This window comes from Streptomyces sp. NPDC030820, from assembly GCF_055572075.1.
In genome coordinates this window covers 746,975-764,596 of sequence record NZ_JBVIEB010000002.1, presented here as the reverse complement: position 1 = coordinate 764,596, position 17,622 = coordinate 746,975, and the positions used below count along the sequence as shown (strand labels likewise).

Genomic DNA, 17,622 nt, shown 5'->3' with positions numbered 1-17,622 from the left:
AGATTTCCAATGTGACTTACGCGACGATGACCTTGCTCGACCTGACCTTCGCGGTCTTGGAGGCGTAGCCTTTATTTCCGCTGTCCATCACCTTGTGAAGCGGAAGAGGGCGGTTGCCGCCGTGTCGCCACAGTCCCCCAGTAACCAGAGCGTCTCCACCGACGACCAAGCCGGGAAGAACCCCGCCGCCGCGTTCGGTCCGAACGAGTGGCTCGTCGACGAGATCTATCAGCAGTACCTCCAGGACCCGAATTCGGTCGACCGCGCCTGGTGGGACTTCTTCGCCGATTACAAGCCGGGAGCGCCTGCCACCCCGGCTGCGGCGGGTACTGCGGCCGCGGGGGCCGCAGACACCACCACCACGGCCCCTCCGGCCCAGCCCGCGGCTCCGGCCCCCCAGGCCGCCGCCCCGGCTCCCGCAGCCGCCCCGAAGCCCGCTGCGGCTCCGGCTCCCGCTCCCGCGGCGAAGGCCGCGGCCCCGGCCCCGGCCAAGCCGGCGACGCCCGCACAGGCGCCGGCTCAGCCGAAGCCCAAGGCCGCTCCCGCCGCCGAGGCCCCCGAGGGCCCGGAGCTGATCACGCTGCGCGGCCCGGCCGCCGCCGTCGCGAAGAACATGAACGCCTCGCTGGAGCTGCCGACCGCCACCTCGGTCCGCGCGGTCCCGGTGAAGCTGCTGTTCGACAACCGGATCGTCATCAACAACCACCTCAAGCGCGCCCGCGGCGGGAAGATCTCCTTCACGCACCTGATCGGGTACGCGATGGTGCAGGCCATCAAGGCCATGCCGTCGATGAACTGGTCCTTCGGCGAGAAGGACGGCAAGCCGACCCTCGTCAAGCCGCCGCACGTCAACCTCGGCCTGGCCATCGACCTGGTGAAGCCCAACGGCGACCGCCAGCTCGTCGTGGCCGCCATCAAGAAGGCCGAGACGCTGAACTTCTTCGAGTTCTGGCAGGCCTACGAGGACATCGTCCGGCGCGCCCGTGACGGCAAGCTGACGATGGACGACTTCACCGGTGTCACGGTCTCCCTGACCAACCCCGGCGGCCTCGGCACCGTCCACTCCGTCCCGCGCCTGATGCCCGGCCAGTCCGTGATCATGGGCGTCGGCTCCATGGACTACCCGGCGGAGTTCCAGGGCACCAGCCAGGACACCCTGAACAAGCTCGGCATCTCGAAGGTCATGACGCTCACGTCGACCTACGACCACCGGGTGATCCAGGGCGCCGCCTCCGGCGAGTTCCTGCGCCAGGTCGCGAACCTGCTGCTCGGCGAGAACGGCTTCTACGACGACATCTTCGAGTCGCTGCGCATCCCCTACGAGCCGGTCCGCTGGCTGAGGGACATCGACGCCAGCCACGACGACGACGTCACCAAGGCCGCACGCGTCTTCGAGCTGATCCACTCCTACCGGGTCCGCGGCCACGTCATGGCCGACACCGACCCGCTGGAGTACCGCCAGCGCAAGCACCCCGACCTGGACATCGTCGAGCACGGCCTCACCCTGTGGGACCTGGAGCGCGAGTTCGCCGTCGGCGGCTTCGCCGGCAAGTCGATGATGAAGCTGCGCGACATCCTCGGCGTGCTGCGCGACTCGTACTGCCGCACCACCGGCATCGAGTTCATGCACATCCAGGACCCCAAGCAGCGCAAGTGGATCCAGGACCGGGTGGAGCGCGGTCACTCCAAGCCGGAGCGCGAGGAGCAGCTGCGCATCCTGCGCCGCCTGAACGCGGCGGAGGCCTTCGAGACCTTCCTGCAGACGAAGTACGTCGGCCAGAAGCGGTTCTCCCTGGAGGGCGGCGAGTCCGTCATCCCGCTGCTCGACGCGGTCATCGACTCCGCGGCCGAGTCCCGCCTGGACGAGGTCGTCATCGGCATGGCCCACCGCGGCCGCCTCAACGTGCTGGCCAACATCGTCGGCAAGTCGTACGCCCAGATCTTCCGCGAGTTCGAGGGCAACCTCGACCCGAAGTCGATGCACGGCTCCGGCGACGTGAAGTACCACCTGGGCGCCGAGGGCACCTTCACCGGCCTGGACGGCGAGCAGATCAAGGTCTCGCTGGCCGCCAACCCGTCCCACCTGGAGACGGTGGACCCGGTGATCGAGGGCATCGCCCGCGCCAAGCAGGACATCATCAACAAGGGCGGTACGGACTTCACGGTCCTGCCGGTGGCGATCCACGGCGACGCGGCCTTCGCGGGCCAGGGCGTGGTGGCCGAGACCCTGAACATGTCGCAGCTGCGCGGCTACCGCACCGGCGGCACGGTCCACATCGTCATCAACAACCAGGTCGGCTTCACGGCCGCTCCCGAGTCCTCGCGTTCGTCGATGTACGCGACGGACGTGGCCAGGATGATCGAGGCCCCGATCTTCCACGTCAACGGCGACGACCCCGAGGCGGTCGTCCGCGTCGCCCGCCTGGCCTTCGAGTTCCGCCAGGCGTTCAACAAGGACGTGGTGATCGACCTCATCTGCTACCGCCGCCGCGGTCACAACGAGTCGGACAACCCGGCCTTCACCCAGCCGCTGATGTACGACCTGATCGACAAGAAGCGCTCGGTGCGCAAGCTCTACACCGAGTCCCTGATCGGTCGCGGCGACATCACCCTGGAAGAGGCCGAGCAGGCCCTGCAGGACTACCAGGGCCAGCTGGAGAAGGTCTTCACGGAGGTCCGCGAGGCCACCTCCCAGCCGGCCGCCGGAGTCGTCCAGGCACCGCAGGACGGCTTCCCGGTCGCGGTGCCGACCGCGATCTCCTCCGAGGTCGTCAAGCGGATCGCCGAGTCTCAGGTCAACATCCCCGACTCCTTCCACGTGCACCCGCGTCTGCTGCCGCAGCTGCAGCGCCGGGCGACGATGGTCGAGGACGGCACGATCGACTGGGGCATGGGCGAGACCCTGGCCATCGGCTCCCTGCTGCTGGAGGGCACCCCGGTCCGCCTGTCCGGCCAGGACTCCCAGCGGGGCACCTTCGGCCAGCGCCACGCGGTCCTCATCGACCGCGAGACGGGCGAGGAGTACACCCCGCTCCAGTACCTCGCCGAGGACCAGGCGCGCTACAACGTCTACAACTCCCTGCTGTCCGAGTACGCGGTCATGGGCTTCGAGTACGGCTACTCGCTGGCCCGCCCCGACGCGCTCGTGATGTGGGAGGCGCAGTTCGGCGACTTCGTCAACGGCGCGCAGACGGTGGTCGACGAGTACATCTCGGCGGCGGAGCAGAAGTGGGGCCAGATGTCCGGCGTCACGCTCCTCCTGCCGCACGGCTACGAGGGCCAGGGCCCGGACCACTCCTCGGCCCGTGTCGAGCGGTTCCTCCAGCTGTGCGCCCAGAACAACATGACGGTCGCGATGCCGACCCTCCCGTCGAACTACTTCCACCTCCTGCGGTGGCAGGTGCACAACCCGCACCACAAGCCGCTGGTGGTCTTCACCCCGAAGTCGATGCTGCGCCTCAAGGCCGCCGCGTCGAAGACGGAGGAGTTCACCTCGGGCCAGTTCCGCCCCGTCATCGGCGACTCGACGGTCGACCCGGCCGCGGTCCGCAAGGTCGTCTTCTGCGCGGGCAAGGTCTACTACGACCTGGAGGCCGAGCGGCAGAAGCGCGGTGTCACGGACACGGCGATCATCCGCCTCGAGCGGCTGTACCCGCTGCCGGGTGCCGAGCTCCAGGCGGAGATCAAGAAGTACCCGAACGCCGAGAAGTACCTGTGGGCCCAGGAGGAGCCGGCGAACCAGGGTGCCTGGCCGTTCATCGCGCTCAACCTGATCGACCACCTGGACCTGGCGGTCGGCGCGGACGTCCCGCACGGCGAGCGCCTGCGGCGCATCTCGCGCCCGCACTCCTCGTCCCCGGCGGTGGGCTCCGCGAAGCGGCACCAGGCCGAGCAGGAGCAGCTGGTGCGTGAGGTCTTCGAGGCGTAGGCCTCCGGCGGTTCAGCCGACGCTCAGGGCCCGGTGCCGAGTTCTTGCTCGGTGCCGGGCCCTTTGCCCACCCCCTCAGCCGAGGTACGGCTCGAAGTCCCAGTACGGCCTCGTGCGTTGCCGGGCGGAGAGAGTGTGGGGGTGTTGCGCGCCCAGCGTGCGGGTGAGCCCGAGCAGCCCGTCCTCCTCCAGCTTTCCGGCCTCCTCGTGCTCGCGCGCGGCCCGCAGATCGGCGGCGAGCGCGATCACGCAGGACAGGGTCAGCGGATGCTCGTCGCCGAGGGCGTGCCGAGCCCGCCTCAGGGTGTCGCGGCTCAGCTCCACGGCGTCGGTGATACGGCCGTTGAAGTTGCGGGCGCTGGCCGCGTTGAGGGCGCAGCCGAGGACCCAGGGATGGTCGGGCCCGAGGGTGGCGCTGAGGCCCGCGAAGGACGCCTCGAACATCGACATGGCCTCGGCCCGCTCGCCCGACACCTGCATGACCAGGCCCGTGTTGGCGAGCATGCCGGTGGCCACCGGGTGGGCGGGTCCGAGGAGCGCCCGGTAGCCGGACTCGGCCTCGCCGACCAGTTCCCGGGCCCGGCTCAGATCCCCGTGTTCCCTGAGGTAGTTGCCGTAGTTGGTGAGGAACGCCAGCGTCCGGTAGTGCTCCCGGCCGTGCAGCTGTACCAGCTGCTCCAGGAGGGCGGCCATCGACGGCCCGACGTCCGGGGCGAACCCGCCCTCACGCTGCCGGCACATGGCGAGCTGGGCACGTGCCTCCAGGGTCTGCGGGTGCTGCGGGCCGAGCACCTGGACATGCAGCCGGACCACGGGCTCCTGGCGGGCCACGGCGTCCCGGTAGCGGCCCAGCAGGCGCAGGCTGTTGGTGACGGCGTTGCCCGAGTTGAGGGTGTTGATGTGCCGGGCGCGCAGGACGTTCTCCCGCCGGGCGAGCGTCTCGAGGTCGAGTTCGTACGACTCCGCGTACCGGCCCAGCAGTCTGAGGCCGACGCCGAGGTTGTGCCGGGCCGCCAGCGTGATGACCTCGTCGGGGCCGAGGAGCTGGGTGGTGCCTTCGAGCACCTCCTGCTGGAGGGTGTGCGCGTCCTCGTACCGCCCGAGGTGGCGCAGGCCGTTGGCCATGGCGCTCTTGGTGGTCAGCTCGGCGAGTTCGTTGCGCCGGGGAGCGGTCCGGAGGCGCTCCAGGACGCCCCGGTCCAGTTCGTAGGCGTCGCGGAACCTGCCGCTGGCCCGCAGGATGTAGCTCTCCTGGTTGGCGAGGTCGAGCATGGGCTGGGCCAGCGGGTCCATGGTGCGCGACCAGTGTTCGCGGATCTGCTGGGCGAGCTTGAGACCGCCGCTGTACTCGCCGCTGCGGAAGCAGTACCGCAGGCAGTTCAGCACGGTCTCCTGCACCCGGGGCTGGTCGCTGCCGAGGGCGCCGGAGAGTTCCAGGTGGGGCAGCAGCTCGGCGTAGCGGGGCCAGTTCCTGGAGTCCACCGGGTTGCCCGGGTCGGCCTCCGCGAGCAGCGTGTGCACGGCCCTGCGGTGCACGGCGCGGCTGTCGTCGCTGGTCAGCTTGGAGACGATGTCATGGACGAGCCGGTGCATGTGGACCGACTCCTGGTGCGGGCCCATGTCGGCGCCGACGGGACCGCGGGTCTCGCGGGTCAGCACCGAGTAGTTGACCAGCGTGTCCAGGGCCCGGGTCCAGGCGGGCAGGTCGGTGGCCATCCAGCGCAGTTCCTCGGGCAGGTCGGCCTGCGGGTAGGCGCGGATCAGGCCGAGCGGGATGCGTCCCGGCGCGAAGGACGTGCACAGGCCGAGGATGTCGATGGCCTGCGGCTGGGCGCGGCGGAGCCGGTTGAGCAGTATCGACCAGGAAGTCATGGAGGACTGCGGGAAGCCGTCCCCGGTGACCGGCTCGTCGACGGTGGAGAGCCTGCGCTCGCGCACCATCCGCAGGTACTCGGGGACCTCCATACGGGACTCGCCGAGCCAGGAGGCGGCCTGGACGATGGGCAGCGGGACGTCGCCGAACTCGGCGGCGACCTCGTCCGCCTCGGCCGCCGTGATGTGCGGGGCACGGCGCATCAGATAGCCGGTGGACTCCGGCCGCAGGAAGGCAGTGACCTCGAGGATGTCGGTGTGCTCGCTCCAGCCGCGGTTGCGGGAGGTGATCAGCACGTGTCCGGGGCCCTGCGGAAGGAGCGTGTTGATGCCTTCGGTGTCGTCCCAGCCGTCGAAGATCAGCAGCCAGTTGGCGTGCGGCTCGCCCCGGCGCAGCGCGTCGCGCACGGCGCGGATGCGCTCGCCGGGCTCGCTGCCGATCCCGAGCCCCAGTTCCACGGCGAGTTCACCGAACCGGTCGCGCTGGATGTTGCGGTCGTCGGAGTTGACCCACCACACCACGTCGTAGTCGGGGCTGAACCGGTGGGCGTACTCGGCGGCCAGCTGAGTCTTGCCGATGCCGGACATGCCGAGCAGGGTGCAGGCCGCGGCGCCGCGCTCGGCGTCGGCGAGCCGCTGGTGCAGCTCGGCCAGCAGGTCGTCGCGGCCGGTGAAGCGCGGGTTGCGGCGCGGGACCTCGCCCCAGATCTCGCAGCGGGTGTCGGGGTAGCGGATCCGGGTGGTCGGGGCTCTGGGGGTGCGGCGGCGCTCCAGGCCCAGCCGGCCCAGCAGCCGTTCCTCGGCGCCTTCCTCGCTCATTCCCCACAGGCTGGCCGGTTCCAGGACCGCGGTGGCGGGCAGCAGGGGCCGGTTGGTGAGGTTGACCGCGGTGAAGCGGTCGGCGTGGGCGGCGACGAAGCCGCGCAGGGCGTCGTTCCACTCCCCGGCGGGGCGCGGGCCGAGTTCGAAGAACCAGTCGTCCAGGACGAGCAGTACCCGTCCGGAGGACAGCAGCAGGTCACCGAGCGAGTCCTCGAGCGGCACCTCGCGGGGCGGGTCCCAGCGCTGGAGGGTGACCCGGTGGCCATGGCGCTCCAGGACCTGCGCGATCCAGGCCGCCCATGAGCGGTGATAGCCCGGGAAGACCACGAGGAAGTGCTCGGTCGCCCCCGTATCGCCCCCACCCGTCCTGCGCTGTTCCGCCATGCGCCAACTCCCTGTTCCACGTCCGCCGCCGCCGTACCTCGTCTGCGGCCCTTTTCACCGGCCACCCACGAGGGGTGACCGATCACGCACACAGTGTCACTCATGCCCCCGGCTCGCCACGCCGAGCCGGGCGTGGGATCTGGCCATCTCCCTGACGAACTGCCCACCCGCGAAAGTCAGTTCATCGGATTCAAGGAGAATCGACAAGGCTTGGCCGACGTGGGCGCGGTGTTGGTCGAACTGTTCGGCGGCCCGCCGCCGCCAGGCCCGTCCGGCCGTCGCCCCGCTCCGCGCCCGCCACCACAGGTCGCTCAGCGCCAGATGGGCGTATGCCCCGTGCAGGACGCCCGCCACGGGCCGCGGATCGGCGCGCCAGCCCACCCGGTGCACGGCGGCGCCACCCGGGCGGCACAGCGGAACCAGCTCGTGCAGGGCCGCCAGCTTGGTGTGGTGCACCTCGTGGACCAGGGACTCCGCCAGGTCCGCCCCGCTCACCGGGAGCTGGGAGAGCACCGCGCCCGGCGCGGTCTGCAGGGTGGCGCTCATGGCGGGGCCGCCGCGCCGGGGCGAAGCCAGGGGCACCACGGCCCGCAGCACCGCACCGATCTCGGCGACACGCCCGGGATCCGTCGTCCGGAGTATCCCTTGGGCCTCCCGCCACCGCCGGGCCCACACCCGGTGGGCGGAGCGCGGGCGCTCGGCCGGGGGCAGCGCGCCGGGGCCGATGCCCCCGGGCGGCACCCGCTGGGGGTGCAGATCGTCGAATACGACGGCTCCGCCCGGAAGCGTGCCGAGGGCCGACCAGCCGCGCCGGGTGGGCCGCCGCGGCCCGGCCCACCTCGCCGCAGGGGCGTACAGGGGTACGACGCTCTCGCGGCCGGGGGCGTCCGGGACCCGGACACTGCCGCTGCGGCCGTCCAGGTGTGCACGGCCCGCCGCCGGGTCGAGGACGCCGAGTCCGGGCAGCACGAGGAAGCCTGCGGCGGGCGGGACCGTCACCGCGATCCGGTGGCCCGCGCGGACGGCCGCGGCGGCGGCCAGGCCCCGGAACTGCGCGAGCTGTCCGCGGAAGGCGGGGCCGTCGGGCGCGCCGAGCGTCTCGGCCAGCCAGGCGCCGGTCATCGGGTAGTCGACGACCTCACGGACCGCTCGGGCGTCGGTGCGCTCGGCCTCTTCCAGCAGGGCCCAGTCCGCCTCGAAGTCCCGGCGGGCCGGACCGCCCTCGCGCTCCACCCGGACGGCGAGCGTTTTGAGCAGGAGCAGGCGTCGGGCGTGCAGCCCTTGCGTGAGCGCGGCCAGGGCGGCCGGACGGGGCCGGGTCCCGGCGAGTTCCGCGAACGCATCGCGCGGCACGGACACCAGGGTCATCCCGGCCGTTCCTCACCCCGTACCAGCTCCGTACGGGTGGCTGGAAACGACCGGCCGGGCGGTCCCGGGTCGACGGGGCTGTAGTCCCCGCCGGTGTACCAGACTTCACCGCGCCGCTGGGCCGACGCCAGGACCTCGTCCATGAGCGCCGTGAGCCCTGGATCGTCCATGGCGCGCAGAGTGCGCAGGTCCACACCGGTGAAGTCGGGCAGAAACACGGACCGACCGGCTTCCTCGCCCGGGCCGACCGCCCCCTCCGTCTGCTCCGCCACGCTCGGCTCCTCCCTGCCCACGTCCGCCCCGCACGGCCGTCATGGCTGCCCAGTTCTTCCCGACAGGCCGGAGACAGAAACCCTGGACGGCTCAACTCCGGTCAGCATCGGCCGGGTTGGCCCACTCCTGCGTCCAGGGCCACCAGGGCGGAGCCAGCTGGCGCCACCGCTCCTCCGGCGTCCACCGCGCCTCGAGCGCCGTCAGCTGCTCCTGCGCCGTGCGGGTCAGTTCGACGTCGGCCCAGTCGACCTCCCGCAGCGCGCCGACGAGCCGCTGCCACTGGTCCCGGGCCGCCCGGAACGCGCTGCGCGCCGCTCCCGGCCGTCCCATCAGGGCGAGCACCGCCCCGCTGCCGTGCCGGGCGCGGGCCGCCGTCGGCGAGCCCGGATCGCCACCGTGGGCCGCGTGTGCCTCCCGTTCGGCGTTCTCGTACGCCTGAAGCGCGTCCATCAGCACGGGCGCCCCGGCGTGATGCCAGCCCTCCAGCCGTACCCGCCCCAGCTGGAGCCACACCTCGGCGCGTACGGCCGCGTCGGCCGCCGCGCGCACCGCCTGGCCGAGCAGATGCCGGCTCTCGAACAGGTCGGGCAGGAAGCCGAGGTGCCGGAACCGCTGGGCGAGCGCGCTGCCGACCAGGCCCTGGAGCCGGCCCCGTTGCGCGGAGCGCACCGGCAGGGCCTGCAGCGCCTCGCGCAGCACGTACTCGGCCCGGTCGACGATGCCGGCGCCGTCCCGCGCCGAGGCCCGCCGGAGCAGCGACTCGCCCCAGGCGGTGAGCAGTTCGCAGCGCCGGGCGCTGTCGGCCGGGGCGAGCAGCACGGCCCGCTCGTAGGCCGCGTCGGCCTCCCGAGTCTCCCCCGTCGCATCGTGGAACGCGGCCAGGGCGGCGAGGCAGGGCAGCAGCAGTGCGGGATCCTCACCGGCCGCCCGCTCGGCCCGCTCCAGCACCCGGCGCGTCTCCGCGTCGTCGGCCCCGGTGGCCCGCAGTGCCCGCGCGAGATCGAGCAGCGCCGGGGCCCGTACGGTGTCAGCGGCCTCTTCGAGGTCCAACAGGGCACAGCCTTCCCTGAGTTCGGGCACGGCGGCGCCGGCGCGCCGCAATGTGAGCAGCATCCAGCCGCGCAACAGCAGCCGGGCCCGGTGCGCGCCGACGGCCCAGGCGACGTCCTCGGTGCCGACGGCGCCCTCGCCCGTGCCGTCGGCCCCGTCCTGTCGCAGACGCACCCGTGCGCGCGCCGCTTGCGCCGGCCACGGCGCACGGTCCGGGTCGAGGACCTCCAGCGCGGCCACGAGCAGCTCGTCCTGCGCCGTCAGCTGCCACAACTCCCTGTGGGAGGAGGCGAGTTCGAGGGCGGACTCGGCCTGTTCGCGGCTGTCGGCGACGGCCGACCGGTACGCGGCGGCGAGTTCGGTGACCGCCTCGCGGAGCAGTTCCTCGCGGCGGCTCGCGGCGCGTGCGGCCGCCGTGCCGGCCTCGGCGCGCAGCACCCGGCCGAGCAGCAGCCGGGCCCGTGCGGCGGTGCCCGGCAAGGGCGCCGCACCGGTCACCGCCGTACGGGCGAGGTCGCGGGCCTGCCGCAGCGTCTCCGGGTCACCGCGGCGCCGCCACTCCTCGAACAGCCGGCCGCCCTCGGTGAGCGGGTCGCGGGCGGGGCGCTCGGGCTGGTAGAAGCGCAGCACCCGGGCGGGCACCCGGGCGAACAGCTCGGCCTCGACGCTGCCGCCCTCGTCCCGCGCCCCGGTCTCCTCGGGCAGTGGCCCAATGCCGCCGTCCGGGTCGTGGTCGGTGAGCCGCGCGGCCGCGAGCGCGGCGAAGTTGCGGGTGCCCCGGCCGAAGTGCCGCTCCACATAGGCCGAGCAGTGTTTGAGGACGAGCCCGGCGGTGTCCTGGTCCAGGGAGGACAGCAGCAGGTCCTGGACCCGGGACGGGTAGGCGAAGCAGGGCTGGTCGGCGGTGCCCGGGAGCTGGGTCAGCAGTCCGCCGAGCAGCACCTCGGCCAGCTCCATGGGCCCGGTGTCGGGCAGCATGGCCCGCTGCACGAGCTGCATCACGGGCAGGGTGAGCGGGGCCGCGGCGAGGTAGACCGCGAGGCGCAGCGCCCCGGGCGAGGCCCCCGCGCGGAAGGCCCGCAGCAGGTCGTCGTCGCTCGGCGGGCCGGCGAGGGCGGGCGCGGGCGGCGGGGCCGTGCCGGGGCCGGTGAGCGCGGCCCAGGCGCGCTCGCGGGTGGGGCCGGTGCCCGCGAGCAGCCGGGCGAAGGCGCCGAAGGCGTCCGGGGTGGGGGTGAGGACCGGCACCGGCCGGGCGTCGGCGGCCGGTTCCTCCCAGGGCTCGTCGTCGGGGAGGAAGGCCAGGCGTCCGCCGGTCTCGCCGCCGCGCACCAGCAGCCCTGGTTCGGCGGGCAGCGCGGTACGGCCCCACAGGCGCGGCGGCAGCGGCTGGACGACGGCGAGCGGGGCGCTGCGCGGCCACTGGTGCAGCAGCCGCTGGGCGCTGCCGTTCTGCCAGAGCGGGCCCACGCAGTCGCTGATGACGAAGGTGACCCGGCGGCCGGTGGGGTCGTGCAGTTCGTCGGCGGGGCGTAACCGGGTGCGCCGGCCGGGACCGGCGGTCGTACCGACGAGCGGGAGGCGCGAGCCCCCGGAGTCGTCGGCGTACAGGTGGTGGACGCGGACCGAGGCGAACGCGCCGGACTGCTGGCAGGCCTGGCGCAGCTCCTCCACCATCCGGCCCCAGACGGCCATCGCGGGGCCGGTGTCCATGAGGAGCTGCACGTCACAGCGCCGGCGGCGGCCGGGCCGGGTGACGGGGAGCAGGATGCCGCCGGCGGCGGCCCGGTCGGCGGTGGCCTCCTCGTCGATCCGCTCGTCCTCGGCGCGGGCGGAGGCGGTCCGGTAGCGGCCGAGGGCGCGCAGCGCCTGCTCCAGGCCGAGCAGCCCGGGCAGCGCTCCGGCGGCGGGGGCGCGCACGGGGAACGCGGCCGGGGCGCCCTCGGACTGCGTATGCGCGGGACCGGAGCCCGGTGTGCGCATGTGCAGCGGCACGGGGGCGGTGGAGTTGTCCGGGCGGGACGCACGCGGGCCGGTGCCGGGGTCCGGCGGGGCGCCCGGGGTGTCCGGCGGGGTCGGTGCCGGCGAGCCGTCCCGGAGGGGTGGGCCCGGCTCGGCCGGGGACGGCCCGGGCGCGTGGCGCGCCGCGCCCGTGCCGAGCCGCCGGGCCAGCCAGAGCGCGTCCGCCACGTCCTCGGCGGTCAGGTCGAGCCCGCCCTGGCGCAGCTTGCCGATCAGCTCGTCCAGACCCATGCCGGGCATCCGGCCATCACCTCGTACGGTCGAGCGGCTGCATGAGCATCTCGGCGATGCGCTCCCGGGTGAGGCTCTGGGCGCGCGGGTCGTGCCGGGTGAGGAAGAGGGCGTTGAGCAGCTGGTCCGCGGCGAGCACCTCGCCCGGCTCGCGCTCCAGGAACCGCCGGATCAGCTCGCCGCCCGCTGCGACGCCCTCCGGACCCAGGTGCGCCTCGACCATGGCGGTCAGCTGCTCCTCACCGGGCGCCTCCAGCTCCAGCTGGATGCAGCGGCGCAGCAGCGGGGCGGGGAAGTCGCGTTCGCCGTTGGAGGTCAGGACGATCACCGGGAAGGCGGTGCAGGCGACGCGTCCGCCGTGCACGGCCACCCGGTCGCCGTCGTGGTCGAGCACCTCGACGACGGGCTCGCGGTCGGCCAGCCGCTCCAGCTCCGGGATCGCGAACTCCCCCTCCTCCAGGGTGTTCAGCAGGTCGTTGGGCAGGTCGAGGTCGCTCTTGTCGAGTTCGTCGATGAGCAGCACGCGTGGCTCGTCGGCGGGCAGCAGCGCGGTGCCGAGCGGCCCGAGCCGGATGTACGACCCGATCCCGGAGGCGCTCGCCGCGTCCTGGCCGCCGCCCCGGGCCCGCTCCAGCTGGACGTCCTGCAGGCGGCCTATCGCGTCGTAGCGGTACAGGCCGTCCTGGAGGGTCGTGCGGCTGACGATCGGCCAGCGCAGCACTCTGCCGAGGCCCAGTTCGTGCGCGATCGCGTAGGCCAGGGTGGACTTGCCGGTGCCCGGGTTGCCGGTCACCAGCAGGGGCCGGCGCAGATAGAGGGCCGCGTTGACGGCGTCGACCTCGGCGGGCCGGGGCGCGTAGCTCTCCACCAGCCGGCGGCGGACCCCGAGCCGGCGGGCGCTGCTCGGGTCCTCCGGGCCCGTCTCCCCGTTCTCCCGGGACGCCGCGAAGTCACGCCAGGGCGGCGGCGCCGGCAACCGCCGTACACCGTCGTGCGGCTGACCCACTCCGCGGTAGATCCGCCAGTCGTTCACCTTGGGCTCCTCCCGGCTCTGGTGATCATGAAGCGGGTCCCGGTCGTCCGGCCTACGAGGCTACCGCCAGCGGGCCGTGCCTGCCGAGGTTCGCGGCGCCCGGCGTTCACTTCCGGCCGGACGAACACCCTTGCGGATCAAGCAGATTGACGGCGTGTCCGCGCGGCGGCTCAGCCGCCGGGCGCGGCCTGCGGCGGCGGCCGCATCGCCTCGGCACCGAACGGCGGCCGGTCCGGCGGGTCGAAGAGTACGGCGATCTTCCCGCACAGCCCGCGCCCGCGGGCGGTGTCCGCATCGGCGAGACGGATCCGCAGGTCGCGCACCGGACCGTGCAGTCCGCCCGCGTGCCGGGCCGCCTTCAGCAGATCGGCGGCCTGCCGGTGGAAGGCCCCGCACTCCTCGTGGTCGTGCCGGTCCCGGCGCCACAGCACCACCGAGTGTCCGGCGCGCAGCGCGTCGTTCATCGCGGCCAGCCCCTCTCCGCTGCCGACGGGCCCGCAGTACACCGGTACGCACCCGTCGGCCATCCCGGTCAGGGCGCCGTAGTACGCGAAGCGACCGCCGGGGCGGGCACCGGGCGGATGTCCCTCGGCCGCCGGCCGCCCGTGCAGCGTCTCGCCCGTGAGCGGCCCCTTCCGCACGCCGTTCCAGCGCCGGCGCCACTCCGGGGAGGGCGCCAGGGCGGTGCGGCGCACGTCCCGGACGACGACGGTCCGCCGCATGCCGAGCGGCATGGCCCGCTCGTCCACGAAATCGTCCTCGGCGTCCTCGACGTCCTCGTCGCCCACGGGCCCCTGCCCGCCGGCAGGTTCGGGCAGCAGCTGCCACTCGTCCACCGGCAGGTCGAACAGCCTGCGGGGCAGGAACACCTCGATGGCGGCCAGATGCTCGCCGTGATCACCCTGGCTCAGCGCCCGGGCCAGCGGCTCGCGCAGCACCCGCACCAGCTCGTCGGCGTGCACGCCCCGGTCGTCGGCGGCGACCGGGGTGACGTCCTGACCGTCGTAGATCAGCTGCACGCTCCACGGATACCGGCCGTCGTACATGGGCGCGCCGACCTTGACCAGGACGTCGGTCCGGGCGGCGCGCTGGGACGCGGGGGGCTCTGGTGCGAGGGGCTGCTCGCCCTCACCGGTGTCCGATGAGCCCTGGTGGTTCTGGACTGAGCCCTGGGGGTTGTCGATGCCCTCCAGCAGGGCGCGGATGGCCTCGCCGACCGCCCAGTGCCGGTGCCCGGCGGCCTGACCGGCGATCCAGGACGTGAAGGCGCCGAGCCGGGCCGGGTCCACCTCGTCCGCGCGTTCCCACGCCGTCCTGCGGGCGACCTTCGCCGCGTACAGCAGGACGGCGTCCAGATCGACCAGCGTACCGCCGCCGCCCGGCTGCAGCGTGCGCAGCCCGGACAGCAGCCCGGCGCCCTCGCGCCAGGTCCGCACATTGCGCAGCACCAGCGACAGCAGGCGCTCGCCGCGCACCTGCTCCTTCACGTCCTCCACGAGGTGGACCACCTCGCCCGCGCCGGCCGGCGGCGGCAGATGCGCGAGGTGGCCGTACAGCCGGGTGCGCAGTTCGGCGCCGATCCCGGTGACCGAGGGCGCGTGCCCGGGCAGTTCGGCCTGGAAGGAGGTCCAGTCGGGGTACGCCGGGAAGGACGAGGAGGGGGAGGAGTCTTCGAGGCGGCGCAGATGGTGCAGGTCGTGCGCGCGCAGCACCTCGCGTACCGTACGGCCCCCGTCCCTCAGGTCGAGCAGTTCGGACAGCGCGGTGACCGGGACGGCGACGCCGTCCTCCGTCCGCCTTCCCTTGATCACGCCGATGACCGAGCCGTGCCGCAGGTCGAGCACCGGGCCGCCGGACAGCCCGCCCACCGGCAGGCTCCCGGTGAGCAGCAGGGCACGCGCGTCGGCGCCGGCGAGTTCTCCGTCGCCGTGCCGGATGCCCAGCTCGCCGGTCTGCACGGACCAGCCGTAGAGGCCGACGGGGGTGCGGGGGCCGGCCTCCCGGTCGGCCAGCCACAGACAGGGCACGTCGTCGGCGCCGCTCACCTGGACGAGCGCGAGGTCGGGGAACGACCAGCGGTCACGCGCCGGCTGCGCGTCCTCGGGACGGGGGGCGAGGAGCCGGGCGGTGCCGGTGCCGGTGCGTTCCGTCCAGCCGTCGGCGAAGGTGCGCTCCAGCCAGGTCACGCTCATGGCGCTCTCCCCTCGGCACACCGCGGCTCCCCCCTTCCCCACGACATGGGCGCAGGTCAACAGCCAGCCCGGGGCTATGAAGAAGCCCGATCCCCAGTACGGGTCACGGTCCGTTGCATACCCGTCACCCGGTGCGCCGATGCGTGCGAGGGAGGGGCGCACCATCTCGGCGAAGGCGCTCATACGGCGCCGGAGGCCGGGGACCGCGGCGGTACGACGGTGCCGCCGGGCTGTGCAGGATCCGCGCCGTCGGCCGTGGTGGCCGGCTCGGTCCAGGTCAGGGACACGGTCAGGGACGACTTGCCACCGCCCTCCGCGATCGCGCTCACGATCTTGCCCGCCTGCGCCGTCAGTTCGATTCCGAAGCTGACGGTCACCTCGACGGGGGCCGGTGTGTCCAGACCGGCGCGCAGGGAGCGCACGACTCCGCCGACCGTGCCGGCGAGACCTCCCGCCATGTCGATGACGCGATCTCCGAACGAGGTGTCCCGGTACCCCTCGCCGTGTCCGCCCTCGTCCCCGTCCCCGATTCTGGCCCAGACGACGGTCCCGTCGTCCAGCCGTATCCGCTCGACTCCTCCAGCCATGACGCCCCCGTTCGCCGATGGGAGAAGAAGGCTAACTCCCGGGAAAGGGGAGGGGGAGAGTCAACGAAGGATACGGCTGATGATCGCCCCCGCTCCTACGCCACGGGCTCCACGGGGCTACTCGTCGTCCTCGTCGTCGAGCCGGGCGAGCCAGGTGGCCAGCCGCTCTACGGGCACCTCGAAGTCGGGGTTGAGATCCACGAACGTGCGCAGCTGCTCGGCAAGCCACTCAAAGGTGACCTCTTGCTCGCCGCGCCGCTTCTCCAACTCCTCGATACCGCGGTCGGTGAAGTACATGGGGTGCGTCTCCTGCGTGAACATCAATGCCGGTGGTGGCTACAGAGACAGCGTATGCAACGTTCCGGGGTGGGCGGCCGGGGGTTCGTGTGGAGGTGCGGGGCCGTTGCTGGTTGCGGGTGCGCTGCGGCTGATCGCGCAGTCCCCCGCGCCCCGTCAGGCACTGCCGGCCGCCGCAGCCTGCGCGGCTGCGGGCAGTCGTGCCGCTGGGGCGGGCGATGCCCACCTGCCGCGTCGCTTGAGACCGTGCGCGACTGCGGGCCCTCCGTCGGCTGGTCGCGCAGTTCCCCGCGCCCCTTGGGGGAGCGGCAGCGCCGCCTGCTTCGGGGCGCCGCCGCCCAGCTGCTCGCGGTCGTGCCGCTGGGGCGATGCCCACCCGCCGCGTCGCTTGAGACCGTGCGCGACTGCGGACCCTCCGTCGGCTGGTCGCGCAGTTCCCCGCGCCCCGTCAGGCGCTGTCGGCCGCCGCAGCCTGCGTGGCTGCGGGCAGTCGTGCCGCTGGGGCGGTACGGGTGGGCGCAGCGGCATCCTGCCAGCGCCGGCAAGCGACCCGGCCCCCGGCCGACCGCGGCACCGGGTGCCTCACAGATCCCGCTCAGTCACAGCACACGGTGCCGTGCCCCGGCGGACGCCGTCACCCGCGCCCGCGCACGCCCTCGTACGCCATCCCGAGCGCCCCATGCGCCAGCAGCAGCACCCCTGCCGCCACCCATCCCGCACTCCGTCGCCAGATCCCCCACGCGGTCACCGGCACCCCCACCCCCACCTGCACCATCCCGAGCCATCGAGCCCGGGGATCCCCCGAGCCCGGTACCCACGCTCCGAGCCCCTTCGCGCCGCCCATCGGCTCCCCCGCCCCGGACGCCACGGACTCCACCCGCGCCGCCTCCCGCCACCCGGCCCCCTCGACCCACCGCACCCCGCCGGGCACCCCCGTGGCAGCCTCCAGCAACCGATCGGCGCCTTCCCCGGGCACAAGACCCGCGGGCAACGCGACACCCGCGCGCGTCAGGACCGCGATCAGCCCGCGCATCCGTGCCCGCCCGTCCGCGTCGGAGTCCACCGCGGTCAGTCCGTCGAGGGCCTGCACGTCCAGCACCGGATCCAGCCCCAGCCGAGCCGCGAAGGTACGCATCGCCTCGCCCTCCCCCGCCGGTGTGCCGTTGGCCAGCCAGACGTACCCGACGGGACGGCGGAAGCCGGACGCGAGGGTGTAACCGACGCGGTCGGCGTCCCACCACAGCGCGAGCACGGGCCAGGACGACCCGACGGCGAGCGCGGAGGCCCAGCCGGTGAGCACCCGGTCGACCGGTTCACGCCGCGTACCGCTTCCCCGCCACGGACTCCCCTCCGGCACCAGCACCGTCCAGCGCTCTCCCGCGCGCGTGAGCGCCATCCGCTCGCGCAGCAGCGGGGCGAGAAGGGCGACGGACTCCGGCTCGGCCCGGCACAGCAGCAGGGCTCCGGTGGCGGAGGCGGCCCGGTGTCCGCCCTGGAACGCGTCCATCGGCATGCCAACACGCTAGGCAGTTCGCTCATATCGCGCCCGATATGAGGCGTACGCAC

10 protein-coding genes are annotated in these 17,622 nt (G+C 73.5%); 1 reads left to right on the top strand and 9 read right to left on the bottom strand.

Annotation, left to right across the window (positions count from 1 at the left end; all coding sequences use genetic code 11):
- The first annotated feature begins 121 nt into the window (after positions 1-121).
- Positions 122-3,928, top strand: a complete 3,807-nt coding sequence (locus tag ACZ418_RS08155) for a multifunctional oxoglutarate decarboxylase/oxoglutarate dehydrogenase thiamine pyrophosphate-binding subunit/dihydrolipoyllysine-residue succinyltransferase subunit (RefSeq protein WP_468358645.1) — start codon at positions 122-124, stop codon at positions 3,926-3,928.
- A gap of 75 nt (positions 3,929-4,003) precedes the next feature.
- On the opposite strand, the gene fxsT is transcribed toward ACZ418_RS08155, so the two are convergent.
- The 9 genes from fxsT to ACZ418_RS08110 form a co-directional block, all read right to left on the bottom strand.
- A complete protein-coding gene (gene fxsT, locus ACZ418_RS08150; RefSeq protein ID WP_468358642.1) occupies positions 4,004-7,006 on the bottom strand; it encodes an FxSxx-COOH system tetratricopeptide repeat protein in 3,003 nt (1,000 codons plus the stop codon).
- A gap of 96 nt (positions 7,007-7,102) precedes the next feature.
- A complete protein-coding gene (locus tag ACZ418_RS08145; protein ID WP_468358639.1) occupies positions 7,103-8,374 on the bottom strand; it encodes an aKG-HExxH-type peptide beta-hydroxylase in 1,272 nt (423 codons plus the stop codon).
- Positions 8,371-8,646, bottom strand: a complete 276-nt coding sequence (locus ACZ418_RS08140) for a hypothetical protein (protein WP_468358636.1) — start codon at positions 8,644-8,646, stop codon at positions 8,371-8,373. Before ACZ418_RS08140 ends, ACZ418_RS08145 begins: the two co-directional genes overlap by 4 nt.
- 91 nt (positions 8,647-8,737) lie before the next feature.
- Positions 8,738-11,956: an SAV_2336 N-terminal domain-related protein gene (locus ACZ418_RS08135; protein WP_468358633.1), complete on the bottom strand. Its 3,219-nt coding sequence runs from the start codon at positions 11,954-11,956 to the stop codon at positions 8,738-8,740.
- A gap of 7 nt (positions 11,957-11,963) precedes the next feature.
- The gene (locus ACZ418_RS08130; protein WP_468358630.1) at positions 11,964-12,980 is read right to left on the bottom strand and encodes an AAA family ATPase; all 1,017 of its coding nucleotides are present in this window, start codon (positions 12,978-12,980) and stop codon (positions 11,964-11,966) included.
- Positions 12,981-13,150: 170 nt separating this feature from the next.
- Complete coding sequence (locus ACZ418_RS08125) at positions 13,151-15,337, bottom strand: VMAP-C domain-containing protein (RefSeq protein WP_468358949.1); 2,187 nt, start codon at positions 15,335-15,337, stop codon at positions 13,151-13,153.
- Between the two features lie 14 nt (positions 15,338-15,351).
- Positions 15,352-15,759 (bottom strand): CU044_2847 family protein, encoded by a 408-nt coding sequence (locus ACZ418_RS08120; protein WP_468358627.1) that lies wholly within the window; start codon positions 15,757-15,759, stop codon positions 15,352-15,354.
- Positions 15,760-15,876: 117 nt separating this feature from the next.
- Complete coding sequence (locus ACZ418_RS08115; RefSeq protein ID WP_046418474.1) at positions 15,877-16,056, bottom strand: DUF6104 family protein; 180 nt, start codon at positions 16,054-16,056, stop codon at positions 15,877-15,879.
- 634 nt (positions 16,057-16,690) lie between these two features.
- Entirely contained in the window at positions 16,691-17,569 is an 879-nt protein-coding gene (locus tag ACZ418_RS08110; RefSeq protein WP_468358624.1) for a hypothetical protein, read from the bottom strand.
- Positions 17,570-17,622: the final 53 nt, after the last annotated feature.

Bases quoted from the DNA above. Each gene is read 5' to 3' on its own strand.
- fxsT (WP_468358642.1), bottom strand. From the start codon at position 7,006: ATGGCGGAACAGCGCAGGACGGGTGGGGGCGATACGGGGGCGACCGAG.
- ACZ418_RS08120 (WP_468358627.1), bottom strand. From the start codon at position 15,759: ATGGCTGGAGGAGTCGAGCGGATACGGCTGGACGACGGGACCGTCGTC.
- ACZ418_RS08135 (WP_468358633.1), bottom strand. From the start codon at position 11,956: ATGCCCGGCATGGGTCTGGACGAGCTGATCGGCAAGCTGCGCCAGGGC.
- ACZ418_RS08115 (WP_046418474.1), bottom strand. From the start codon at position 16,056: ATGTACTTCACCGACCGCGGTATCGAGGAGTTGGAGAAGCGGCGCGGC.
- ACZ418_RS08125 (WP_468358949.1), bottom strand. From the start codon at position 15,337: ATGGTGCGCCCCTCCCTCGCACGCATCGGCGCACCGGGTGACGGGTAT.
- ACZ418_RS08110 (WP_468358624.1), bottom strand. From the start codon at position 17,569: ATGCCGATGGACGCGTTCCAGGGCGGACACCGGGCCGCCTCCGCCACC.
- ACZ418_RS08145 (WP_468358639.1), bottom strand. From the start codon at position 8,374: ATGACCCTGGTGTCCGTGCCGCGCGATGCGTTCGCGGAACTCGCCGGG.